The following is a 23,742-nucleotide window of genomic DNA, read 5'->3' as shown; positions in this document are numbered from 1 at the left end:
TGAGAGGGGGCGGGGGCGGCGGGACACGGGTTGATGGGACCAGGATCGGCCCCGTGTCGGCACCGGCCCCGCTGCCCGGCCGACCGGACCTCAGGCTCTCAGGCGCAGGCCGCGCGGTGTTGCCACGAACCCCGCCGCCTCCAGGAGGGTGCCTATGGGGGAGGTCAGGGCCTGGGTGCCGTTGATCCGCTCGACCGTGACCGTGCCGAGCGAGCCCGCGCGGGCTGCCGCGGCCAGCGCCTCGGCGGCCGTGCGCAGGCGGGGGTCGTCCGTGGCGGCCGTGTCCGGGGCGGTCGGCCAGGCCAGCAGCGTCTTGCCGCCGCGCTCCATGTACAGCGTGAGCTCGCCCTCCACCAGGACGACCAGCGAGCCCGCCTTACGGCCCGGCTTGTGCCCGGCTCCGGTCGGCGGTTCCGGCCAGGGCAGCGCGGAGCCGTAGGCGTTCGCGGGGTCGGCCGCGGCGAGGACCACGGCGCGCGGGTCGGGCGTGGCGGTGCCCGAGCGACCGTTGCCGTAGCCGCGGTACGGGGCCGCGCCGTAGGAGGTCGGGCCGGAGTGGGTGGAGCCGCCGCCGCGGGGGCCGCCGTAGCCGGGGGAGGCGAACGGGTCGGCGTGGTCGCGGGCTGCCGTGGGGGTGCCGTCGCCGCCGGAGGATTCCTCCGGAGGCCAGGTGAAGTCGCCGTCCAGGCCGGGATGACCGAAGCCGCCGTCGGCTCCGTCGAAGGCGCCGGGGGGTGTGTGGCCGTGCGGGGTGCCGGTGGCGCTGCCGGGACCGTCCGGCTCGTCGAACGGGTTCGGGAGGTCCGGCCCGGCGAAGCCGTTCATGGCAACCGGGGCGCTGAAGCCGTTCGCACCTCCAGGGATGCCGAAGCTGTTCACACCGCCAGGGATGCCGAAGCCCTGGGGGCGGGCCGGGGCCGGCAGGCCCTCCGCCCGTTCGCGGGCGTTCGCCACCGCGCGCAGGCGGTCCACCGCGCCGTCCATGGCGAACTGGGCCGCGCCCAGCCCCTCGACCACGTAGCCGCGCCGGGCCTGACCGCTCTCCTCGAACGCCGACAGCACCCGGTACACCGCTGAGAAGCCGCCCTCGACTCCCTCCGCGGCGACCGCGCCCCGGGTGACCACACCGTGCCGGTCCAGGAGTGTGCGGGCCAGCGCGTGGGCGCGCACGGTGGCGTCCGGCTCGGCGGCGGGCAGCAGTGACCAGCGGCCGGCGACGGTCGGCGGGCCGGTGCGGGAGGCGGTGCGCGCGGCGGCCGTCAGGGAGCCGTAGCGTCCGCGCGGGACGGCACGCTTGGCACGATGGGCGGTCGAGCCGGCCGTACGACCCGAGCCCAGCAGGGAGCGCATCGGCGCCAGGGTGTCGTTGGTGAGCCGGCCCGACCAGGCCAGGTCCCACAGCGCGTCGGCCAGCCGGGGGTCGGTGACGTCGGGATGCGTGGTGGCGCGGACCTGGTCGGCGATCTGCCGGAAGAACAGGCCGTAGCCGCCGGAGAGGGCGTCGAGGACCGACTGGTGGAGCGCGGTCAGCTCCAGCGGGTGCGGTGCCGGGAGCAGCACCGGGGCCGCGTCCGCCAGGTAGAGGGAGACCCAGCCGTCCTTGCCGGGCAGGGCGCCCGCTCCGGCCCACACCACCTCGCCCGCGGCGGTCAGCTCGTCCAGCATCGAGGGCGTGTAGTTCGCCACGCGGGAGGGCAGGACCAGCTTCTCCAGCGCGGAGGCCGGCACGGAGGCACCCTGCAATTGCTCGACGGCCCGCACCAGTCCGTCGATGCCCCGCAGACCATGGCCCTTGCCGATGTGCTGCCACTGCGGCAGGAACTGGGCGAGCGCGGCGGGCGGCACGGGCTCCAGCTCATGCCGCAGGGCCGCGAGGGAACGGCGGCGCAGCCGGCGCAGCACGGCCGCGTCGCACCACTCCTGGCCGATGCCCGCCGGGTGGAACTCGCCCTGAACGATCCGGCCGGCCGCGGCCAGCCGCTGTAGCGCGCCCTCGGTGACCGCCACGCCCAGGCCGAACCGGGCCGCCGCGGTGGCCGAGGTGAACGGGCCGTGGGTACGGGCGTAGCGCGCGAGGAGATCGCCCAGCGGGTCCTTGACCGGCTCGGTGAACGCCTCGGGGACACCGACCGGCAGCGCCGTGCCGAGCGCGTCGCGCAGCCGGCCCGCGTCCTCGACGGCCGCCCAGTGCTCGGCGCCCGCGATCCGCACCTTGATCGCCCGGCGGGCCCCGGCCAGCTCCCGCGCCCACTGCGCGTCCGCACCGCGCGCGACCAGTTCCGCGTCGGTGAGCGGGCCGAGCAGCCGGAGCACGTCGGCGACGCCCTCGACGTCCTTGACCCGGCGGTCCTCGGTGAGCCACTGGAGCTCGCGCTCCAGCTCGGTCAGCACTTCGGCGTCGAGCAGTTCGCGCAGCTCCGCCTGGCCCAGCAGCTCGGCCAGCAGCCGCGAGTCCAGTGACAGCGCGGCGGCGCGCCGCTCGGCCAGTGGAGAGTCGCCCTCGTACAGGAACTGGGCGACGTACCCGAAGAGCAGGGAGCGGGCGAACGGGGACGGCTCCGGGGTGGTGACCTCGACCAGGCGCACCTTGCGGGACTCGATGTCACCCATCAGCTCGACCAGCCCGGGGACGTCGAAGACGTCCTGGAGGCACTCGCGGACCGCCTCCAGGACGATCGGGAACGAGCCGAACTCGCTCGCCACCTGGAGGAGCTGCGCCGCCCGCTGGCGCTGCTGCCACAGCGGGGTGCGCTTGCCGGGATTGCGGCGCGGCAGCAGCAGGGCGCGGGCGGCGCATTCGCGGAACCTGGAGGCGAACAGCGCCGAGCCGCCGACCTGGTCGGTGACGACCTGGTCGACCTCGCCCTTGTCGAAGGCGACGTCGGCCGCGCCGACCGGGGCCTGGTCGCTGTCGTACTCGGTGCCGGCCTTCATGGGCTCCTGGTCGAGCAGGTCCAGGCCCATCAGGTCGGCGTCGGGCAGGCGCAGCACGATGCCGTCGTCGGCGTGCATGACCTGCGCGTCCATGCCGTACCGCTCGGACAGGCGGGCGCCTAGGGCGAGCGCCCAGGGGGCGTGGACCTGGGCGCCGAAGGGCGAGTGGACGACGACGCGCCAGTCGCCCAGCTCGTCACGGAACCGCTCCACGACGATCGTGCGGTCGTCCGGGACGTGGCCGCAGGCCTCGCGCTGCTCGCCCAGGTACGACAGCACGTTGTCCGCCGCCCACGCGTCCAGGCCCGCCGCCAGCAGCCGCAGCCGGGCGTCGTCCTTGGGCAGCGAGCCGACCTCGCGCAGGAACGCGCCCACCGCGCGGCCCAGCTCCAGCGGCCGGCCCAGCTGGTCGCCCTTCCAGAAGGGCAGCCGGCCCGGCACGCCCGGCGCGGGCGAGACGAGGACGCGGTCGCGCGTGATGTCCTCGATCCGCCAGGAACTCGTGCCCAGCGTGAAGACGTCCCCCACCCGGGACTCGTAGACCATCTCCTCGTCCAGCTCGCCGACCCGGCCGCCGCCCTTCTTGGGGTCGGAACCGGCGAGGAAGACGCCGAACAGGCCGCGGTCAGGAATCGTGCCACCGGAGGTGACGGCGAGGCGCTGGGCGCCCGGGCGGCCGGTGATGTCGCCGGTGACGCGGTCCCACACCACGCGCGGGCGCAGCTCCGCGAACGCGTCCGACGGATAGCGGCCCGCCAGCATGTCCAGCGTCGCCGTGAACGCCGACTCGGGCAGCGAGGCGAACGGGGCCGCCCGGCGGACCACGGCGAGCAGGTCGTCGAACTGCCAGGTGTCCAGCGCCGTCATGGCGACCAGCTGCTGCGCGAGCACGTCCAGCGGGTTCGCGGGCACCTTCAGCGACTCGATCGCGCCCGTGCGCATCCGCTCGGTGACCACGGCGGCCTGGACCAGGTCACCCCGGTACTTCGGGAAGACGACACCGGTGGAGACGGCGCCGACCTGGTGTCCCGCGCGGCCCACGCGCTGGAGACCGGAGGCGACCGACGGCGGGGACTCGACCTGCACCACCAGGTCCACGGCGCCCATGTCGATGCCGAGTTCGAGGCTGGAGGTGGCCACCACCGCGGGCAGCCGCCCGGCCTTGAGGTCCTCCTCGACGAGGGCACGCTGCTCCTTGGAGACCGAGCCGTGGTGCGCGCGGGCGATCACCGGCGGCGCGCCCTGGGCCGCGCCGGAGCCGCCCATCAGCTGGGCGGGGGAGTGGTGCTCCTCCAGGGTCTCGCCGGTGGCGCGCTCGTACGCGATCTCGTTGAGCCGGTTGCACAACCGCTCCGCCAGGCGCCGGGAGTTGGCGAAGACGATCGTGGACCGGTGGGCCTGCACCAGGTCGGCGATCCGCTCCTCCACGTGCGGCCAGATCGACGGCCGCTCCCCGCCTTCGGAGGCGTCGGCGGCCGGGGCGCCCGCCAGCTCGCCCATGTCCTCGACCGGGACGACCACGGAGAGGTCGAACTCCTTGCCGGACTCGGGCTGGACGATCTCCACCTTGCGGCGGGGGGACAGATACCGGGCCACCTCGTCCACCGGGCGCACGGTCGCCGACAGGCCGATCCGACGGGCGGGCTTGGGCAGCAGCTCGTCCAGCCGCTCCAGGGAGAGTGCGAGGTGCGCGCCGCGCTTGGTGCCCGCGACCGCGTGCACCTCGTCCAGGATCACCGTCTCCACGCCCGTGAGCGCGTCGCGCGTGGCCGACGTCAGCATCAGGAACAGCGACTCGGGGGTGGTGATCAGGATGTCCGGCGGGCGCGTGGACAGGGCGCGGCGCTCGGCGGCCGGGGTGTCTCCGGAGCGGATGCCGACCCTGACCTCGGGCTCGGGCAGGCCCAGCCGCACGGACTCCTGGCGGATACCGGTCAGCGGGCTGCGCAGATTGCGCTCGACGTCGACCGCCAGGGCCTTCAGCGGGGACACGTACAGCACCCGGCAGCGCTTCTTCGGATCGGCCGGGGGCGGGGTCGAGGCCAGCTGGTCGAGGGCGGCGAGGAACGCGGCCAGCGTCTTGCCGGAGCCGGTCGGGGCGACCACCAGCACGTCCGAGCCCTCCCCGATGGCCTGCCACGCGCCCGCCTGGGCCGCGGTGGGCGCGGAGAAGGCCCCCGTGAACCAGCCGCGGGTCGCGGGGGAGAAGCCGTCGAGGGCTCGGTGTGCGGAGCTGACCATGCGTCCATCCTGCACCCACCCACTGACAATCGCCCTGACCTGGGCAAACGGGGCGAAGGCGGGGCGTGTGACATGGAGTGCCGAGGGGCGTCGGCGGTTGCGCCGGCGGTGAGGGGCTGTGGGCGCCCGGGATCGGGTGGGGCGCCGCGGAGCGATGACCGGTGCTGACCGCGGCTGAGCCGAGCGTGCGGGGCGGGGCGGGGGCAGGGCTCGTGACCGGCTGGACCCGCGAGTCGGGGGGAGCCGGGGCCGACCGTGCGAGCGGGGTCCGACCGTGCAGAGCCGGGCCGGGACGGGTGGAGCCGGCGGGGTGGCGGGCGGAACGCGCGGAGCCGGCGGGGCGGTGGGCGGGGCGGACAATGGGCCCATGGCGGGTTCAGGGGAGCGGGCACGGCACTGGCGGTACGCGGAGCTGCCCGGGGTCGACCTGCTGCGGGCCCGGTACATCCGCAAGACCTTCATCCGGCACACCCACGAGAACTTCGTGATCGCGGCCATCGCCGACGGCGTCGAGGTCTTCCACCACCGGGGCTCCGACGTCTCCGCCGGTGCGGGAGCGCTCGCCCTCGTCAACCCGGACACGCCGCACACCGGCCGGGCCGGAGTGCCCGAGGGCTGGCGGTACGGCGCCCTGTACCCGTCGCCGGACGTGGTCGCCGCGATCGCCGCCGAGACCACCACCCTCCGGGGCACGCCGGGCTTCGTCAGCCCCGTGCTCGACGACCCCGACACCGTCCGCCTGGTGCACCAGGTGCTGCGCGCAGCCGACGAGGGCAACGCGCTGGCCGCCGACACGCTCCTGCGGGTCGCCGTGACCAGGCTGCTGCGGCTGAACGGCGGCCCCCTGCCCCAGCGGCGGCCCCGGACGGCCGGCGCGCGGATCGCGGCACGCGCGCGTGCGGTGCTGGAGGAGCGGATGGCCGCACCGCCGACCCTGGAACAGCTGGCTGCCGACCTCGGGACCGGCCCGTTCGCCCTGCTGCGGGCGTTCCGCGACGCCTACGGCATGCCGCCGCACACCTGGCTGACCGACGCCCGTGTGCGCCACGCGCGGCTGCTGCTGGACGCGGGGACGTCCCCCGCCGAGGCGGCCGTCGCCGTCGGCTTCACCGACCAGCCCCACCTCAACCGGCACTTCGCCCGGATCGTCGGCGTGCCCCCGGGCGCCTACCAGCGCGAGCGCTCCGGCTTCGGTGAGCGCGCGGGGCTGGGGGAGCGCACCGGGCCGGGAGAGCGCAAGAACGTACAAGACGCGGGCTGACGGCCGCCCGTACCGTCCCGGGCGTGGCACAGCACATAGCACTCACGAACCAGACCGCCGACGGCGCGGACAAGCCGGACGCGGCCGTCGTACGGGACGCCCTCGGGGTCGGCGTCGCCGTGGGCCTGTCCGGATTCGCCTTCGGAGTGACCTCGGCCGGCAGCGGACTCGGACTGCTCCAGACCTGCGCGCTCAGTCTCCTGGTGTTCACCGGAGCCTCCCAGTTCGCGCTGGTCGGGGCGCTCGCCGCCGGCGGCAACCCGTTCACGGCCGCCGCGGGCGCCCTCTTCCTGGGCGTGCGCAACGCCTTCTACGGGCTGCGGCTCTCCCAGCTTCTCGCCCTCCCGCGCGCGGTACGGCCGTTCGCCGCGCAGTGGGTGATCGACGAGACCACCGCGGTGACCCTGGCCCAGCCGACCCGGCGGGCCGCGCGGCTCGGCTTCACCGTCACCGGGCTCAGCCTGTACGTGCTGTGGAACCTGACCACGCTGCTCGGCGCCCTGGGCGCGCGGGCGATCGGCGACACGCGCGCGTGGGGCCTGGACGCGGCGGGGCCGGCCGTGTTCCTGGCGCTGCTCGCCCCGATGCTGAAGACGGCCACCGAGCGTGCGGTCGCGGGCCTCGCCGTCCTGCTGGGCCTCGGTCTGCTGCCCGTCCTGCCGGCCGGCGTGCCGGTGCTGGTGGCGGCACTGGCGGCTCCGCTGGCCCTCTTCGTGGAGGGCCGACGCGGGGGCCGTACCCCACAGGAGGACCTGGACGGCTCGGAGGAGAACCGGTGAACACCTGGATCGCGGTCGGCGTGACCGCCCTCGGCTGCTACGCCGTCAAGCTCGCCGGCCTGCTGGTCCCGGCACACGCCGTCGAACGGCCGTACGTGCGGCGGCTCGCCGCCCTGCTGCCGGTCGCCCTGCTCGCCGCGCTCACGGCCCAGCAGACGTTCGCCGCCGGGCACGCGCTGGCGCTGGACGCCCGGGCCGCCGGGCTCGGCGCGGCGGCCGTGGCACTCGTGCTGCGCGCGCCGTTCCTGCTGGTCGTCGCGGCGGCCGTGGTGGTGACGGCGGGTGTACGGGCCGTCGGCGGGTGAGACGGACAGTCGGCCCGGGTCAGCGGGGGCGGGCGGCCGGCGCGTGAGGCGGCCCTCGGGGGCGAGCGGGTCGCCCCCTGTGACGGGCGGGCCCGGACCGTGGCCCGGACCGGTCAGCCCACGAAACGGCCGTAGGCGCGCAGGGTGCACAGGGCCTCGATCGTCACCAGGGAGCGCGCCTCCAGGGCGGGCGCGGGGGCCCACCGGCGCCACCGGACCGGCCAGCCGCCGTCCTCCTGCTGCCCGGCGGCCAAGTGGTCCAGCGAGCGCGTCATCTCGTCGTCCGTGAACCACGCGCGCGCGAGCGAGTCCGGGCTCCGGGCGAAGTCGTGCGGGAAGTGGTGCTCGCCCGGGGCATAGCCGGACGCGACCGGGAACGCGTCGAGCCGGTCCGGGTCCAGCGCCGCGAGCCGCTGCTCCCGCACCAGGCGGCCCAGCCGGTCGGCGGCGGCCTGCGCGCGCGGGCGGTCGGGAGCGGAGTCCAGGAAGGTCACGGCGGCCTGCACCTCGTAGGGGTGGGACTTCTCCAGGGACTCCACCGCCTGCCAGCAGAAGTCGGTGGCCCGGAACAGCCAGGCGTGCCACACCTCGTTGCGGTGCAGCAGCCCGACCACCGGCCCGGTGGCCAGCAGATCGCTGGGCGGATCGTCGACGACCGGGACGAACGGCGCCGTCGGATACCCGCGCTGACCGGGGAGGATCGCCGGCAGGGCGCCGTCCGGGGTGGACACGGAGGTCAGATAGCGGCACACGCGCTCCACCCGCTGGCCGCCGCAGCGCCCGATGGCGTCCAGCACGCGCAGGGCATGCGCCGTGTGCAGGGGCTGGCTGACCGGTCCGCGCAGATCGGGCTCCAGCGCGTGCCCGTAGCCCCCGTCCTCGTTGCGGTAGGCGTCCAGTGCCGCTTCCACCGCCTCCGGGCTGCCGCGCAGGAAGTGGTACGCGAAGAGGTGCTGCTCCAGCACGCGCGCGGTGAGCCACACGAACTGTTCGGCGCGGAAGAGCGGGGAGCGCGCCAGGGGCGTGGAGGGGAGTGGGGAAGCTCCTGTTTCGGCCATGCGTCAGACCGTAGGACGGAAAGCGGTCTCGGCAGGTGCTCCCGGGCAGGGCCCACCCTCAGGGGCGGGATACTGGTGTCATGCGGTTGACGGTCTTCTGGCAGCGGATGGCGGAACACTTCGGTCCGGGGTACGCCGACACCTTCGCGCGCGATCACGTGATGGCGGAACTGGGCGGACGCACGGTGAACCAGGCGCTGGACGCGGGCTGGGAGGCCAGGGACGTGTGGCGCGTGGTCTGCGCGGTGATGGACGTGCCGGGTGAGAGGCGCTGACACGTCGGCCGAAATGCCGGGTTTGCCGGTGGAGAAGTCGACAGTACGGCACTGATCTGTCACGAAGATCGCCGCGAGGCGCCGGTTGTCGGTGGCGTGGGCGAGACTGGGCGCGTGTCACCCAACGAGGACCCCCTGGTATTCACTCCCGAGGACGGCGAGCCGTCCCCCGGGCAGGCAGCTCCGGCCGCTACGATCCCGCCCGGCCCGCCTCCGGCCCCCGGCGCCGTCGCTCCGGCCGCCCGGATGCCGCGCTGGCTGCCGCGTGCCATGGTGCTCGCGCTCGCGCTGATCGCCGCGTTCCAGCTCGGCAGCTGGGCCTTCCACCAGCTGACCGGACTCTTGATCAACATATTGATCGCGTTCTTCCTGGCCCTCGCGATCGAGCCCGCGGTCAGCCGGATGGCGACCCGTGGCATGCGCAGGGGCCTCGCCACCTTCCTGGTCTTCCTAGGGTTGACGATCTTCGCCGCCGGGTTCGTCACCCTGCTCGGGTCCATGCTGGCCGGCCAGATCGTCAAGATGATCGAGGGCTTCCCGGGCTACCTCGACTCGCTCATCCACTGGATCAACCAGACCTTCCACACCGACCTCAGACGGGTGGACGTCCAGGAGGGCCTGCTCCACTCCGACTGGCTGCGCAAGTACGTGCAGAACAGCGCGGCCGGAGTCCTCGACGTCTCCGCCCAGGTGCTCGGCGGGCTCTTCCAGCTGCTGACGGTCGCGCTGTTCTCCTTCTACTTCGCCGCCGACGGCCCCCGGCTGCGCCGCGCCCTGTGCTCCGTCCTGCCGCCCGCACGGCAGGCCGAGGTGTTGCGTGCCTGGGAGATCGCCGTCGACAAGACGGGCGGCTATCTGTACTCGCGCGGCCTCATGGCGCTCATCTCCGGCATCGCGCACTACATCCTGCTGGAGGCCCTCGGCGTGCCGTACGCGCCCGTGCTCGGCGTCTGGGTGGGCCTGGTCTCGCAGTTCATCCCCACCATCGGCACGTACCTCGCGGGCGCGCTGCCGATGCTGATCGCGTTCACCGTCAACCCCTGGTACGCGCTCTGGGTGCTGATCTTCGTCGTGATCTACCAGCAGTTCGAGAACTACATGCTCCAGCCCAAGCTGACCGCCAAGACGGTCGACATCCACCCGGCGGTCGCCTTCGGCTCGGTCGTCGCGGGGACCGCGCTGCTGGGCGCGGTCGGCGCGCTGATCGCCATCCCGGCGGTGGCCACGCTCCAGGCGTTCCTGGGGGCGTACGTGAAGCGGTACGCCGTCACGGACGACCCCCGGGTGCACGGGCGCGGCGGCAGCGGCCCGGGTGGCCCCGGGATGCTCACGCGCGTGCGCCGGCTCTGGGTCGACCGCCGCTCCGGCGGGGTGCAGCGGCCGTAGCTGCCCGCGCGCGACCGCGCTGCCTCAGTACGTCAGGAGCGCCCACCCGGCGGCCATGACGACGGCCGCCGTGTAGCAGCCCGCCGCCACGGCCACGATCCGCCGGCGCGTCCGCTCGTCCCACGGGGTACGGGACAGCAGCCGGGCCAGCAGGGGCAGGACGAGGACCGCGTGCAGGCTCACGCCGTGCAGCGGCTTGAGCGGGGCCGTCGAGCGATAGGCCGCCTCCTGGTGGCCGGTCCGCGTCAGGACGACCCCGCGCGCGATCATCGCCGCACCGGAGGCCAGCGCGATCAGCAGGAGCGCGAAACCGGAACGCACGGCGAGCGGCATGCCGGCGGGGCCCGCCGGCCGGTGCCGGAAGGACGCGACGGCGAAGCCGGTGAGCACGGCCACCAGGACACCGCCGCCCACCGCGAGCGTCATGGACACCGCCGTGTCGAAGGGGGTCTCCCTGTTCAGGTGCGAGGGCACCCGGCGCCACGCCTGGAGGGTGATGCCGCCCACCTCCACCACGCAGTCCGCGGCGAAGACCGGCAGCAGGACCGAGCGCGGCCGGTCACCGGTCCGCAGGTACGACGTGACCCACGTGACCGCGATCAGCGTCGCCCCGAACGAGAGCCCGAACGTGACGGGCTTGCGCCAGGAGACGGGACCGTCCCAGGGGCCGCCGTCGACCGCGAACACCACCAGGTGGACGAGGCCGGACAGGACGAGGAGCAGCCCCGTCGTGTGACAGAGGCGGTCGACGGTGGCACGCGGCATCTTCACGGGCCCAAGGCTTCCGGGCGCGGCCCGCGCGGTCGTCGTCCGGCCGGAGACACCCGTGGTACGTCACCGGGAGCAGGCGGGCCCGTGTCACAGGTGGTCGAAGAACCGGGTCCACCAGGTCGCGTGGGCCTCGTCGACGAGCCAGGTCACGCCGTCGTACGGCCGGTGGAGAAGCCGTGGGGCGACCAGCCGGTAGCCCAGGTCGGACAGGGCGGCCGTGATCCGGTCGCGGTCCGCATCCGACAGCGCTCCGTCGCGCACGGCGTCGTCCAGGTCGTCATGGCTGCCGGGCTCCGGCGTGGTGACCGCCGCCAGATCGCCGTAGTTGCTCAGCCGCACGGCGATGGACACCCCGGCCCCGGTCGCCTCGGCCGGGATGTCCACGGAGAAGGAGAAGCTCGCGTCCTGGATGCCCTCGTCGAGCCGGCAGGAGCGGCCGAAGTCCTGGGTGAGCCGGTCCCGCAGCCCCGTCGCCCGGAGCCGGGCCCCGGCGTGGTCGAAGCCGTCGGGGTACTCCAGGTGGTGCGGTCCGGGCAGGCTGTCCAGGACGTGGAACAGGGCCGGCGTCCGGTCGTCGTCGTTCATCTCCGCCAACCCTACGGAAGCCCCGTCCGGTGCCGGGTGGCGCGCTTGACACGAAAATCGAACATCCATTCTTATGGAGGCTCAGGCGAGGCTTTCGGTTGGGGATTTCGTACCGATTCGCGGGTAGATGTCCCTCGGTTATCCACAGGCTGGGCCTGCGTCGGGGCGCATTGTCAGTGGCAGGCGTTAGCGTCTTTGACGTGAAGCGATCGACTCAAGCAAACCGGGTGGAACCCATGGCAGGAACCGACCGCGAGAAGGCGCTCGACGCCGCGCTCGCGCAGATTGAACGGCAATTCGGCAAGGGCGCGGTCATGCGCATGGGCGAGCGGTCCAAGGAGCCCATCGAGGTCATCCCGACCGGGTCGACCGCCCTGGACGTCGCCCTCGGCGTCGGCGGCCTGCCGCGTGGCCGTGTCGTGGAGATCTACGGACCGGAGTCCTCCGGTAAGACGACCCTGACCCTGCACGCCGTGGCGAACGCACAGAAGGCCGGCGGCCAGGTCGCCTTCGTGGACGCCGAGCACGCCCTCGACCCCGAGTACGCGCGCAAGCTCGGCGTCGACATCGACAACCTCATCCTGTCCCAGCCGGACAACGGCGAGCAGGCCCTGGAGATCGTGGACATGCTGGTCCGCTCCGGTGCCCTGGACCTCATCGTCATCGACTCCGTCGCCGCGCTCGTCCCGCGCGCGGAGATCGAGGGCGAGATGGGCGACAGCCACGTGGGTCTTCAGGCCCGCCTGATGAGCCAGGCCCTGCGAAAGATCACCAGCGCGCTCAACCAGTCCAAGACCACCGCGATCTTCATCAACCAGCTCCGCGAGAAGATCGGCGTGATGTTCGGCTCCCCGGAGACCACGACCGGTGGCCGGGCGCTGAAGTTCTACGCCTCGGTGCGTATCGACATCCGCCGCATCGAGACCCTGAAGGACGGCACGGAGGCGGTCGGCAACCGCACGCGCTGCAAGGTCGTCAAGAACAAGGTCGCGCCGCCCTTCAAGCAGGCCGAGTTCGACATCCTCTACGGCCAGGGCATCAGCCGCGAGGGCGGTCTGATCGACATGGGCGTGGAGCACGGCTTCGTGCGCAAGGCCGGCGCCTGGTACACGTACGAGGGCGACCAGCTCGGCCAGGGCAAGGAGAACGCGCGCAACTTCCTCAAGGACAACCCCGACCTGGCCAACGAGATCGAGAAGAAGATCAAGGAGAAGCTGGGCGTGGGAGTCCGGCCGGAGGAGCCCGCCGCCGAGCCGGGCGCCGACGCGGCGGTCACCACCGCGGCGGCCGACGACCCCGCCAAGTCGGCCCCCGCCCCGGCAGCCGCCAAGGCCACCAAGCCCAAGGCCGCCGCAGCCAAGAGCTGACCCGTGACACGACGAACCGACTGGGCCGAGTACGAGTACGCCACCCCCGGTGCCCCACGGGGGAGGGGCACCGGAGGCCACCCGGACTCCGCCCCGGACGGTGACGGCGGACACCGGAGCGGCGGACACGGGGACGACGGCTTCGGCGCGTACGACGGATACGACGCGTACCGCGGGACCGGCGGCCACAGCGGTGACGGCGCTGCGGAGCTGGGAGACGAGGACGGGGAGCCGTACGGGGGTGATTCGCTCGGCGGTCGTGGGTCCGGGCGGTCCGGGGGAGCGCGCAGCGGTCGCCGGGGGCGTGGCCGGCGGCGCGGGTTCGGCGACGCGTCCGGACCCGGTGAGGACGAAGACGGCCCTCCCTCGGCGAGGGACGAGCGGGGGGAGTCTTCAGGGGACCCGGTCGAGCGGGCCCGGGCGATCTGCCTGCGCCTGCTCACCGGGACCCCGCGCACCCGCAAGCAGCTCGCGGACGCCCTGCGCAAGCGGGAGATCCCCGAGGACGCGGCCGAGGAGGTGCTGTCACGGTTCGAGGAGGTCGGGCTCATCGACGACAGTGCCTTCGCGGACGCCTGGGTGGAGTCCCGGCACCATGGCCGGGGGCTAGCCCGCCGCGCGCTCGCCCGGGAGCTGCGTACCAAGGGGGTCGACTCGGCGTTGATCGACGACGCGGTCGCCCAGCTCGACTCCGAGCAGGAGGAGGCGACCGCCCGCGAACTCGTCGCCCGCAAACTGCGGGCCACCCGTGGCCTCGACCGGGACAAGCGGCTCCGCCGGCTCGCGGGCATGCTCGCCCGCAAGGGCTACCCCGAGGGCATGGCCCTCAGGGTCGTCCGCCAGGCCCTGGAGGAAGAGGGCGAGGACACGGAGTTCCTCGGGGACGGCGACTTCTGACGAGTCCCCGGATGGAGACTTCTGACGGGTCCCGGGATGGAGGCTTCTGACCGCTCCCCGGGGTAAGGGCTTCTCACTGCTCCTCAGAGAGGGAGGGCGCGAGGGCTCCTCGGGACGAGGGGTGCGGCGGCGGCTCGGCACGGAGGGGCGAGAGGGCTGCTCGGCACGGGGGTGCGGCGGTTGCTCGGGACGGGGCGGCCTGACGGGCCGGTCGGGGGCTTGTGACGGGGCACCCCGGGGTGGGGCTAACCCCCGCTGTGGACGGTCGGGGTGGCCCCCGTCGCAAGACGCCGGTCCATCGCAGTGCTCTCCCACCCCCGCACCGGCGAGTCTGTACGCGCGCCCAGCGCACGACACACCCGATGCGTACAACAGAAGAGAGCCCGTCCCCATGATGCTGCGTTACGCCCTGCAATCGGTCCGTGCCCGCAAGGCGGGGTTTCTCGGCGCCTTCCTCGCCCTGATGTGCGCGGCCGCTCTGATCACCGCCTGCGGCACCCTCCTGGACACCGGCCTGCGCGGCACCATCCGTACCGAGCGCTACGCCGCCGCTCCCGTCGTGGTCTCCGCCGACCAGTACGTGCATCGGACCACCGTCAAGCACAAGAAGGGCAAGACCAAGGTCAAGCACAAGGCGAAGCCCATCGCCGAGCGCGCCTGGCTGCCCGAGAACCTGCGCGGCACCCTCGCCCACACCCCCGGCGTGGCCCGGGTCGTCCCCGAACACACTTTCCTCGCCCAGCCGTTGACGCCGGCCGGCACCGGCGGCCGTACCGCCTACGGCCATGCCTGGGACTCCGCCGCGCTGACCCCGTACCGGTTGACAGCGGGCCGCGCCCCCCGGGCCGCCGGTGACGTCGTCGTCGACGGCGACCTCGCCGCGAGGGCCCGGCTGCGGCCCGGCGACCGGCTCACCGTGCAGTCCACCCAGGCCCCGCGCACCTACCGGATCACCGGTATCGCCACCCCGGCCGCCGCCGTACGCCACCAGACGGCCCTGTTCTTCTCCGCAGGCGAGGCCCGCAGACTGGCCGCGCACCCCGGGCAGGTCACCGCGTTCGGTGTACTGCCGGTCAAGGGGGCGGACCCCGAGCGGGTGCGCCGGGCCGTGGCGCGGGCGCTGCACGGCACCACGGCCCAGGTCAGCACCGGGGACGCCCGTGGGCCGGTGGAGTTCCTGGACGCGGCTGCGGCCCGTACCCGGCTGGTCAGCATGGGCGGGGCCATGGGTGGCACCTCGCTGCTGGTGGCGGTGCTCGTGGTCGTCGGCACCTTCGCGCTCACCGTCCAGCAGCGCCACCGCGAACTCGCCCTGCTGCGGGCCATCGCCGCCACGTCCGGGCAGATCCGCAAGCTGCTCGGCCGGGAGGCGCTGATCGTCGGCGCGGCGGCGGGCACGGCCGGTGCCCTGCTCGGGCTGCCGCTCGGCGGCTGGTTGCACACCAGGTTCGTCGCCCTGGGCGCCGTACCCGACACACTCGACCACACCGTCAGTGTCTTCCCGCCGCTCGCCGCTCTCGCCGCCACTCTCCTCGGGGCCTGGGCGGCGGCCCGGATCGCCTCCCGCAGGATCGCCCGGATCCGCCCGGCCGAGGCCCTGGCCGAAGCCAGGACCGAGCGCACCCGCCCCGCCTGGGGCCGCATCGCCGCCGGGCTGCTGCTCCTCGCCGGCGGAGTCGTCCTCGTCGTCGTCCTCACCTCCCTGCGCACCGAGCCCGCCTCGACTCCCGTGACCTTCCTCGCCGTCGTCGTCCTGTCCGCCTCCGTCGCCCTGCTCGGTCCCCTCCTGGTCAAGGCCGCCGCGCTGCTGCTCGCCGGCCCGCTGCGGCTCACCGGTCACGGCGGCAGGCTCGCCACCGCCAACCTGCGCGGCAACGCCGCCCGCATGGCCTCCGTCGTCACCCCCCTCACCCTGCTCGTCGGCATGACCTGCACCGTCCTGTTCGTCCAGGACACCCTCGGCGACGCCGCCCGCGCCCAGGTCCGCGAGGGTGTCCGGGCCGACTGGGTCGTCGCCGCCCAGGGGCCGGGTGTCCCCGGCGAGGCCGCCGAGCGACTGCGCGCACGGCACGACACCGTCACCGAGGTGGTCCGTACGACCGTCCGCGTCGGCCTCGACAAGTACCCCGCACAGGGCGTCACCCCGGCGGGTCTGACCCGCACCTGGGACCCGAAGGTGACCGCCGGCTCCCTCGACCGGCTCGGCCCCGGCACCGTCGCCGTCAGCGAACTGGCCGCCGACCAGCAGCACCTGAAGCCGGGAAGCACCCTGAAACTCACGCTCGGCGACGGCACGCCCGCCACGCTGACCGTCGCCGCCGTCTACGCCCGGGGTCTCGGCTTCGGCGACCTCACCCTCGCCCACGACCTCGTGGCCCCCCACGTGGACAACCCGCTCGCCTCCTCCGTCCTCGTCCGTACGACCCGTACACAGACACAACTCGCGACTACTCTCCGTGAGTTCCCGGGATTGAGAATTCTTTCGCCGGCCGCCGCCGACGCCCTCCAGGCCGATCGGCAGCAGGCGAACGCCGAGGTCAACTACCTGGCCATGGGGCTCGTCCTGGCCTTCACCGCCATCGCCGTCGTGAACACGCTCGCCATGTCGGTCGCCGAGCGTGTCCGGGAGTTCGCGCTGCTCCGCCTCGCCGGTGCGACCCGCCGTCAGGTGCTGCGCATGCTGCGTACCGAGGCGCTGTCCGTCCTGCTCCTCGCCACGTCGGTCGGCAGCGGTATCGCCCTCGCTGTGCTCACCGCGTTCAGCGTCGGCATGACGGGCCGGGCCGCGCCGACGGTCACCCCGCTGCTCTACGTCGGCGTCGTCGCGGTCGCCGGCCTCCTCGCGCTCGTCGCCACTGCCGTACCGGGGCGCGCGGCGCTCCGGGTACGGGCGGTGACCGTGGCCACGGCGAAGGAGTAGCACCGGCCCCTCGTGGGTGCGGGTTCCCGGTCGGCGCCGGCCAGGACGTCCAGCGCCGGCCAGGGTCCGGTGCCCGTCAGGGCGTCCGATGCCGGTCAGGACGGCCAGTGCCGGCCAGGGCGTCCAGCGCTGGTCAGGTTCCGGCAACGATCAGGGCGTCCGGCAACGATCACGGCGGCCGGTGCCGGTCAGGGCGTCGCCGGGCGGACCGGCAGGCCCTCCGCGCGCCACGCCTGGAAGCCGCCCACCAGGTCCGTCGCCCGGTGCAGGCCCAGCTGGTGGAGGGAGGCGGCGGCGAGGCTGGAGGCGTAGCCCTCGTTGCAGATCACCACGATCCGCAGGTCGTGGCCGGTGGCCTCGGGGAGACGGTGGCTGCCCTGGGGGTCGAGTCGCCACTCCAGTTCGTTGCGCTCGACCACGACGGCGCCCGGGATGAGCCCGTCCCGGTCGCGCAGGGCGGCGTACCGGATGTCGACCAGGAGCGCGTCGCCGGACCGCGCCGCCTCATGCGCCTCCCGCGCCTCGACGCGCCGGTAGCCGGATCGCACGCGCTCCAGCAACGCGTCGATGCCCAGCGGCCGTTCCGCCGTCACACCCGTGGTCCCCGGCTGCTCGATCGTGCCGCTCACTGCCAGTCCTCCGGGCGTTCGACCTGCTCCAGGCGCAGCACCTGGTCCGTGCGACTGTAGCGGCGGATCCGGGGCAGCGGCGGGTAGTAGGCGTGGACGGAGATCGCATGTCGCTCTCGGGACTCGTTGAGCACCTCGTGCACATGGTGGCGGCCGAAGGCGCGGCCCTGTCCGGCGGGCAGCCGCCGTACCTGGTCCACCCCCTCGGTGAGCTCCAGGGTCTTCCAGCCGTCGGTGGGCAGCCGGGCGGCGAGGGAGTTCTCGGTGAGCTCGCCCGAAGCGGTGAGGAAGGCACCGACCGAGTCGGCGTGGTCGTGCCAGCCGGTGCCGGTACCGGGCGGCCAGCCGATCAGCCAGGCCTCGCTGCCGCCGGGGCCTTCCAGCCGTACCCAGGTGCGGCCCTCCGGATCGAGCGGTAGGGAGGCGATCAGCTCGGCGTCGGCCGCCGTACGCCGGACGAAGTCCAGGAGGTCCGCCTGGGTGGGCGCCGGGCCGGAGGCGGGGGAGACGGACGCGGGCAGGGAAGGGGAGGGGGAGGGGACAGACACGTACACCGTCCTGAGGAGCGTTCGCGGAACGGGCGCGCGACGGCGCCCGGAAAGGGGGAGAGGGTGCGAATTCAGCAGGACGGGCGACACACGCAGCCCGCATAGCGGACGAGGTCCATATGGACCCTCCGCCACAGGCGCACACAGGTGTCGGTCACGATCCGGAGTACAGCATTGCCGCCGCACTGTGGTCAACCGGGTGTCAGCTGGTGGACGGGGGTGCGAGGAGGTGTGGTCGGCGCGTACGGGAGCCCCCCACGGAGCACGGTCGGGCGCGTACGGGACCCCCCCTACGGAGCACGGTCGGGCGCGTACGGGACCCCCCCTACGGAGCACGGTCGGGCGCGTACGGGACCCCCCCACGGAGCACGGTCGGGCGCGTACGGGACCCCCCCACGGAGCACGGTCGGCGCGCGGTGGGAGCCGTCGCCGGGGTCCGTCGTCGGTGCACGAGCGGGTGCCGTCAGTGTGCGCCCGAGCCGGCCTCCGCCGCCTTCTTCTCCTTCTGCCCGTCCCTCTCCCCCTCCTCCTGCTCCGCCTCCCCCGTCTGCGCCGCGCCCCCCACCGTGGCCTCGGCCGCCGCGTACAGGTCGGCCGGGCGGACCCCGCTCAGCGCGGTGACCAGATGGCCGTCGGGGCGGACGAGCAGCACGCTGTGCGCCGGCGCTCCCGGGTAGCTCTCGGCCACCAGGAGCTCGGCGGGGTTCGGCAGCGCGGCCACGGCCGCCGCGAGCCGGGGCATCACCCCGGCGGACATCCAGTGCTTGCGGTCCCAGACACCCGTACCGGGCGCGATGAGCACGACGAGCAGCGCGCCACGGCCGAGCCGGTCGCGCAGCTGGACGAAGGACCCGTCCTCCGCCGTGACCCGGACGTCGGTGACCGGTGCGCCGGGCGGGGTGTCGACCGGGATCTCCCCTTCCAGCCGCCGGGGTGCGAGCGGCGAGTCGGCGTACGTGCCGGGCGCGCCGAGCGGACCGCGGCCGAGGTGGCCGTCGGTGAGCAGCGCGTCCTGGTTGCGGGCCGCGCCCGGGACGATGTGGCGCAGCCCGCCCCCGCCGCGCAGCACCGGCAGGGCCTGGTCGGCGGCGCGCAGCCGGGCGGCGACCCGCGCGCGCCGCTCGGTCTGGTAGCTGTCCAGCAGGGCCTCGTGCGGACCGTGGTGCCAGGCCGCGGCCAGCTTCCAGGCGAGGTTGTCGGCGTCCCTGAGGCCCTCGTCGAGCCCCTGGGTGCCGAGCGCGCCGAGCAGGTGGGCCGCGTCCCCGGCGAGGAAGACCCGGCCCGCGCGCCACCGGCGGGCGAGGCGGTGGTGCACCGTGTGGACGCCGGTGTCGAGCAGCTCGTACACCGGTGTGGCGTTGTCCGTCCAGCCCGTGAGGGTCTCATGGATCCGGGCCAGCAGGAGCTCGGGTGTGACCAGGTCCTTGCCCGGTGGCAGCAGCCAGTCCAGGCGCCACACGCCGTCCGGGAGGGGGCGGGCGGTCACCTCCCCGGCCGAGGGCCCGGACGACCGCCACGGCGGCATCCGATGGAGCAACGCGTGACCCTCCCACGGAAGTTCCGTGCGCAGCGCGGCGACCGCGTGCCGCTCCACCGCCGTACGGCCCGGGAAGCGGATGTCCTGGAGCTTGCGCACGGTCGAGCGGGCACCGTCGCAGCCGACCAGGTAACTGCCGCGCCACCAGGTTCCCTTGGGTCCACGGGTGCGCGCGGTGATGCCGGAACGCTCCTGCTCGATGGCGTCCAGACGGCTCTCCACCGCCGTCTCCACCAGGGGCTCCATGGCGATGGCCCCGCGCAGGAGGTCCGTGAGCACATGCTGGGCGATGTGCAGCGGCGCGGTTCCGGTCTCGGCGAAGGTGATCTCGCTCATCACCTGCTTGCGTCTGACCGACCGCCAGCCGGCCCAGCGCACGCCGTGTTCCGCGAGCGCGGCCCCGGTCAGCCGCTCCAGCAGGGCGGCCGTGTCCGCGCGCAGGACGACGGTGCGCGCCGGACGGGGTTCCTCCTTGCCGACGCCCTCGTCCAGCACGATGGACGGCACCTGCTGACGCGCCAGCGCCAGGGCGAGCGTGAGCCCGACGGGCCCCGCTCCGACGATGATCACCGGGTCCACGGTGTGGCGCCCCCTGCTCGCGGCGATGCCTTGACGGAGACAAGTGAACAGGAAGGTGAAGCGGGGTGCACGATCACACAACGTATGCAACCCATTGGCAGAGTTTGCGTCAAGCGACCGGGGGCAGTGGCGATCGTGCCACTGCCCCCGGGTGACGCATTCGGGTCTGATCCGGGGTCAGGCCGCGGTCCCGGTACCGGCGTGGCCGGGGATGTTCACGGTCTCGTCGACGCCGAGCACGGCCCCGGTCGACTTCTTGCCGCGCCGCAGCCGGCCCTCCAGCCAGCTCGCGAACGAGGTCAGCGAGAAGTTGATGACCACGAAGATCACGGCCACCACCGTGAAGGAGGCGATGGTGTTGGCGCCGTAGTAGCCGCTCATGGTGTTCGCCGAGGCGAGCAGTTCGGGGAAGGTGAGGACGGCGCCGCCGAGCGCGGTGTCCTTCACGATGACCACGAGCTGGCTGACGATCGCCGGGAGCATGGTGGTGACCGCCTGCGGCAGCAGGATGACCCGCATCACCTGGTTCTTGCGCATACCGATCGCCATGGCCGCCTCGGACTGGCCCTTCGGCAGGGCGAGGATGCCCGCGCGGACGATCTCGGCGAGCACCGACGCGTTGTACAGCACCAGGCCGGTCACGACGGCGTACAGCGGACGGTCGTCGGAACTGACGTCGGTGTACTGGCTGTACAGCTCGTTGCCGAAGATCATCAGGACCAGGACGGGGATCGCCCGGAAGAACTCGACCACGACCGTGGCCGGGACACGCACCCACATGTGGTCCGAGAGCCGGGCTATGCCGAGGACGGCACCCAGCGGCAGCGCGATGACCATCGACAGGGCCGCCGCCTTCAGGGTGTTCTCCAGGCCGGGCCAGATGTACGTCGTGTACGCCTCGGAGCCGTTGAAGAACGGCTTCCACAATGCCCAGTCCAGCTGGTGCTTCTCGTCCAGGGACGCGTACACCCACCAGAGGACGGCCGCGAGCGCGACGACGAAGAACGCCGTGTAGAGGATGTTGCGCCGTTTGGCGCGCGGTCCCTGGGCGTCGTAGAGGACCGAGGTCATCGCTTCACCGCCACCTTCTTGCCCACCCAGCCGAGGATCAGACCGGTCGGCAGGGTCAGGCAGCAGAATCCGAAGGCGATGATCGCGGAGATCAGCAGCAGCTGGGCCTCCTTCTCGACCATGTCCTTCATGAGCAGGGCCGCCTCGGCGACGCCGATGGCGGCGGCCACGGTCGTGTTCTTCGTCAAGGCGATCAGGACGTTGGTCAGCGGGCCGACGGCCGCCCGGAAGGCCTGCGGCAGCACCACCAGGAACAGCACCTGGGAGAAGCTCAGGCCGATGGCCCGCGCGGCCTCAGCCTGGCCCACCGGCACCGTGTTGATGCCGGACCGGATCGCCTCGCACACGAAGGCCGACGTGTAGACGATCAGGCCCAGCACGGCGAGCCGGAAGTTGATCGCGTCGGTGTCCTTCGCGGCGAGGGTGATGTTCAGCGTCTGGTAGAGGCCGAGCGAGGAGAACAGGATGATCACCGTGAGCGGGATGTTCCGCACGATGTTCACGTAGGCGGTGCCGAAACCGCGCATCAGCGGTACGGGACCCACCCGCATGGCTGCCAGCAGAGTGCCCCAGACCAGGGAGCCCACGGCGGACAGCAGCGTCAGCTGCACTGTCGTCCAGAAGGCGCCCAGTACGTCGTAACCGTCAAGAAAGTCGAACACGATCTCCCGCGCTTTCGCGTGTAGGGATGCCCGGACGCGCCGCCCTCAAGGACGGCGCGTCCGCCGGGCGTTGCCTCAGCTCTTGATGTCGCCGATCTTCGGCGCGGGCTCGTTCTTGTAGCCGGCCGGGCCGAAGTTCTTCTTCACGGCCGCGTCCCAGGACCCGTCGGAGACCATGGCCTCCAGCGCCTTGTTGATCTTGCCCTTGAGGTCGCTGCCCTTCTTGACGCCGATGCCGTAGTTCTCGTTGGTCATCTTCAGGCCACCGAGCTTGAACTTGCCCTTGAACTGGGACTGGGAGGCGTAGCCGGCGAGGATCGAGTCGTCCGTGGTCAGGGCGTCGATCACCTTGTTCTGGAGACCGGTCAGGCACGCGGAGTACGTCGGGTACTGCTGGAGCTGCGCCTTGGGAGCGAGCTTCTCCTTGACGTTCTGCGCGGAGGTGGAGCCGGTGACCGAACACAGCTTCTTGTTGTTCAGGTCGGCCGGCGACTTGATGCTGCTGTCGTCCGCGCGGACCAGCACGTCCTGGTGGGCCAGCAGGTACGGCCCGGCGAAGTCGACCAGCTTCTGGCGCTCCGGGGTGATCGAGTAGGAGGCGGCGATGAAGTCGACGTCACCGCGCTTCAGCATGGTCTCGCGGTCGGCGCTCTTCGACTCCTTCCACTCGATCTGGTCGGCGTTGTAGCCGAGCTTCTTGGCGACATAGGTGGCCACGTCGACGTCGAAGCCCGAGTAGCCCTGCGGGGTCTTCTGGCCGATGCCCGGCTGGTCGAACTTGATGCCGATGGTGATCTTGTTGCCACCGCCGGAGGAACCGGCGTCGTCCTTCTTGTCGCCGCCGCAGGCGGTGGCGGTCACGGAGAGGGCGAGGAGGACGGCCGACGCGGCGGTGACCTTGCGGAGCTTCATGCTGAACATCCTTCTGAGTGGTGAGGAACGAGTGCCTGAGGCAGGGGTGGCGCGGACCCGGGCGGGCGTGCGGTCGGACGGCGGGTGCGGCCGGGCGGAGCGGCGGCCGGGCGGTGCGGACGGCCCGGCCGTGCCGTCAGTGGTGCAGGATCTTGGACAGGAAGTCCTTGGCCCGGTCGCTGCGCGGGTTGCTGAAGAACTGGTCGGGCGTGGCCTGTTCGACGATCCGGCCGTCCGCCATGAAGACCACCCGGTTCGCGGCCGATCGCGCGAAGCCCATCTCGTGGGTGACCACGATCATCGTCATGCCCTCGCGCGCGAGCTGCTGCATGACCTCCAGGACCTCGTTGATCATCTCGGGGTCGAGGGCGGAGGTCGGCTCGTCGAAGAGCATGACCTTGGGGCCCATCGCCAGCGCCCGCGCGATCGCGACCCGCTGCTGCTGGCCGCCGGAGAGCTGGGCGGGGTACTTGTCGGCCTGCGTGCCCACGCCGACCCGGTCCAGCAGGGCCCGGGCCTTCTCCCCGGCCTGCTTCTTGTCGGCCTTGCGGACCTTGACCTGACCCAGCATCACGTTTTCGAGCACGGTCTTGTGCGCGAAGAGGTTGAACGACTGGAACACCATGCCCACGTCCGCCCGCAGCCGGGCCAGCTCGCGGCCCTCGTGCGGCAGGGGCTTGCCGTCGATCGTGATCGTGCCCGAGTCGATCGTCTCCAGGCGGTTGATGGTGCGGCACAGGGTCGACTTCCCGGACCCGGAGGGCCCGATGACCACGACGACCTCGCCGCGGGCGATCGTCAGGTCGATGTCCTGGAGCACGTGCAACGCGCCGAAGTGCTTGTTGACGCTCCTCAGGACGACCAGTTCGTCGGACGTGGCCACATCTTCCTTGGCCACCGATACATTGGTCATCGCTCTCAGGCTCCGTCCTCCTCGGGTTTCCGAGGACAGTAGTGAGGGGCTGTGACCTGCGTCATCACATCTGAGGGAGATCTGAGCATCACGATCCGATAGCAATCGGACA

Annotated in this window: 20 protein-coding genes; 8 read left to right on the top strand and 12 right to left on the bottom strand. The window is 73.0% G+C overall.

The annotated features are described in order from the left end of the window. Positions 1-90: 90 nt before the first annotated feature. Positions 91-5,175, bottom strand: a complete 5,085-nt coding sequence (locus IE273_RS06420; protein WP_189814149.1) for an ATP-dependent helicase — start codon at positions 5,173-5,175, stop codon at positions 91-93. Between the two features lie 367 nt (positions 5,176-5,542). Here IE273_RS06420 and IE273_RS06415 point away from each other — a divergent pair, with 367 nt between their 5' ends. The 3 genes from IE273_RS06415 to IE273_RS06405 are packed head-to-tail and all read left to right on the top strand — an operon-like array spanning position 5,543 to position 7,520. Beyond that, on the top strand, positions 5,543-6,436 hold the full coding sequence (locus tag IE273_RS06415) for an AraC family transcriptional regulator (RefSeq protein WP_189814148.1): 894 nt from the start codon (positions 5,543-5,545) through the stop codon (positions 6,434-6,436). A 23-nt stretch (positions 6,437-6,459) separates the two neighbouring features. Next, positions 6,460-7,215 carry an AzlC family ABC transporter permease gene (locus tag IE273_RS06410; RefSeq protein ID WP_189814147.1) on the top strand — a complete coding sequence of 252 codons (756 nt, stop codon included), beginning with the start codon at positions 6,460-6,462 and terminating at the stop codon, positions 7,213-7,215. Beyond that, complete coding sequence (locus IE273_RS06405; RefSeq protein WP_189814146.1) at positions 7,212-7,520, top strand: AzlD domain-containing protein; 309 nt, start codon at positions 7,212-7,214, stop codon at positions 7,518-7,520. Before IE273_RS06410 ends, IE273_RS06405 begins: the two co-directional genes overlap by 4 nt. Before the next feature lie 113 nt (positions 7,521-7,633). On the opposite strand, the gene IE273_RS06400 is transcribed toward IE273_RS06405, so the two are convergent. Next, on the bottom strand, positions 7,634-8,578 hold the full coding sequence (locus IE273_RS06400) for a hypothetical protein (RefSeq protein WP_189814145.1): 945 nt from the start codon (positions 8,576-8,578) through the stop codon (positions 7,634-7,636). Positions 8,579-8,658: 80 nt separating this feature from the next. Between IE273_RS06400 and IE273_RS06395 the strand changes: the two genes are divergently transcribed. Next, complete coding sequence (locus IE273_RS06395) at positions 8,659-8,853, top strand: DUF3046 domain-containing protein (RefSeq protein ID WP_189814144.1); 195 nt, start codon at positions 8,659-8,661, stop codon at positions 8,851-8,853. A 246-nt stretch (positions 8,854-9,099) separates the two neighbouring features. Beyond that, positions 9,100-10,239, top strand: a complete 1,140-nt coding sequence (locus tag IE273_RS06390; RefSeq protein WP_229887106.1) for an AI-2E family transporter — start codon at positions 9,100-9,102, stop codon at positions 10,237-10,239. Positions 10,240-10,263: 24 nt separating this feature from the next. Here the strand turns inward: IE273_RS06390 and IE273_RS06385 are convergent, their stop codons facing one another. Together IE273_RS06385 and IE273_RS06380 are read right to left on the bottom strand one after the other, a co-directional pair. Further along, entirely contained in the window at positions 10,264-11,004 is a 741-nt protein-coding gene (locus tag IE273_RS06385; RefSeq protein ID WP_229887105.1) for a hypothetical protein, read from the bottom strand. A gap of 93 nt (positions 11,005-11,097) precedes the next feature. Next, positions 11,098-11,595: a hypothetical protein gene (locus IE273_RS06380; RefSeq protein ID WP_189814142.1), complete on the bottom strand. Its 498-nt coding sequence runs from the start codon at positions 11,593-11,595 to the stop codon at positions 11,098-11,100. Between the two features lie 236 nt (positions 11,596-11,831). Here IE273_RS06380 and recA point away from each other — a divergent pair, with 236 nt between their 5' ends. From recA to IE273_RS06365, 3 genes are all read left to right on the top strand, one after another. Continuing rightward, complete coding sequence (recA, locus tag IE273_RS06375; RefSeq protein WP_189814141.1) at positions 11,832-12,962, top strand: recombinase RecA; 1,131 nt, start codon at positions 11,832-11,834, stop codon at positions 12,960-12,962. Between the two features lie 3 nt (positions 12,963-12,965). Further along, positions 12,966-13,859 carry a recombination regulator RecX gene (recX, locus tag IE273_RS06370; RefSeq protein ID WP_189814140.1) on the top strand — a complete coding sequence of 298 codons (894 nt, stop codon included), beginning with the start codon at positions 12,966-12,968 and terminating at the stop codon, positions 13,857-13,859. 391 nt (positions 13,860-14,250) lie between these two features. After that, positions 14,251-16,779 (top strand): ABC transporter permease, encoded by a 2,529-nt coding sequence (locus IE273_RS06365; RefSeq protein WP_189814139.1) that lies wholly within the window; start codon positions 14,251-14,253, stop codon positions 16,777-16,779. 188 nt (positions 16,780-16,967) lie between these two features. Here IE273_RS06365 and IE273_RS06360 read toward each other — a convergent pair whose 3' ends face one another. From IE273_RS06360 to IE273_RS06330, 8 genes are all read right to left on the bottom strand, one after another. After that, entirely contained in the window at positions 16,968-17,408 is a 441-nt protein-coding gene (locus tag IE273_RS06360) for a rhodanese-like domain-containing protein (RefSeq protein ID WP_189814138.1), read from the bottom strand. Next, positions 17,405-17,956 carry a cupin domain-containing protein gene (locus IE273_RS06355; protein ID WP_189814137.1) on the bottom strand — a complete coding sequence of 184 codons (552 nt, stop codon included), beginning with the start codon at positions 17,954-17,956 and terminating at the stop codon, positions 17,405-17,407. Before IE273_RS06355 ends, IE273_RS06360 begins: the two co-directional genes overlap by 4 nt. A 71-nt stretch (positions 17,957-18,027) precedes the next feature. Continuing rightward, entirely contained in the window at positions 18,028-18,075 is a 48-nt protein-coding gene (locus IE273_RS45075; RefSeq protein WP_309506048.1) for a hypothetical protein, read from the bottom strand. A 344-nt stretch (positions 18,076-18,419) separates the two neighbouring features. After that, complete coding sequence (locus IE273_RS06350; RefSeq protein ID WP_189814136.1) at positions 18,420-20,072, bottom strand: FAD-dependent monooxygenase; 1,653 nt, start codon at positions 20,070-20,072, stop codon at positions 18,420-18,422. Between the two features lie 177 nt (positions 20,073-20,249). After that, positions 20,250-21,143, bottom strand: coding sequence for an amino acid ABC transporter permease (locus tag IE273_RS06345; RefSeq protein ID WP_189814135.1), 894 nt, complete (start codon positions 21,141-21,143; stop codon positions 20,250-20,252). Beyond that, positions 21,140-21,805, bottom strand: a complete 666-nt coding sequence (locus IE273_RS06340) for an amino acid ABC transporter permease (protein ID WP_189814134.1) — start codon at positions 21,803-21,805, stop codon at positions 21,140-21,142. Before IE273_RS06340 ends, IE273_RS06345 begins: the two co-directional genes overlap by 4 nt. A 75-nt stretch (positions 21,806-21,880) precedes the next feature. Continuing rightward, positions 21,881-22,717, bottom strand: a complete 837-nt coding sequence (locus IE273_RS06335) for a glutamate ABC transporter substrate-binding protein (protein WP_189814133.1) — start codon at positions 22,715-22,717, stop codon at positions 21,881-21,883. A gap of 136 nt (positions 22,718-22,853) precedes the next feature. Beyond that, positions 22,854-23,630, bottom strand: coding sequence for an amino acid ABC transporter ATP-binding protein (locus IE273_RS06330; protein ID WP_189814132.1), 777 nt, complete (start codon positions 23,628-23,630; stop codon positions 22,854-22,856). Between the last annotated feature and the right edge of the window lie 112 nt (positions 23,631-23,742).

Origin of the sequence: Streptomyces olivaceoviridis (assembly GCF_014650115.1) — a bacterium.
In the GTDB taxonomy this organism is placed as follows: Bacteria; Actinomycetota; Actinomycetes; order Streptomycetales; family Streptomycetaceae; genus Streptomyces; species Streptomyces olivaceoviridis.
Note: the sequence above shows the minus strand (reverse complement) of the source record. Positions and strands in the feature narration are given on the sequence as shown.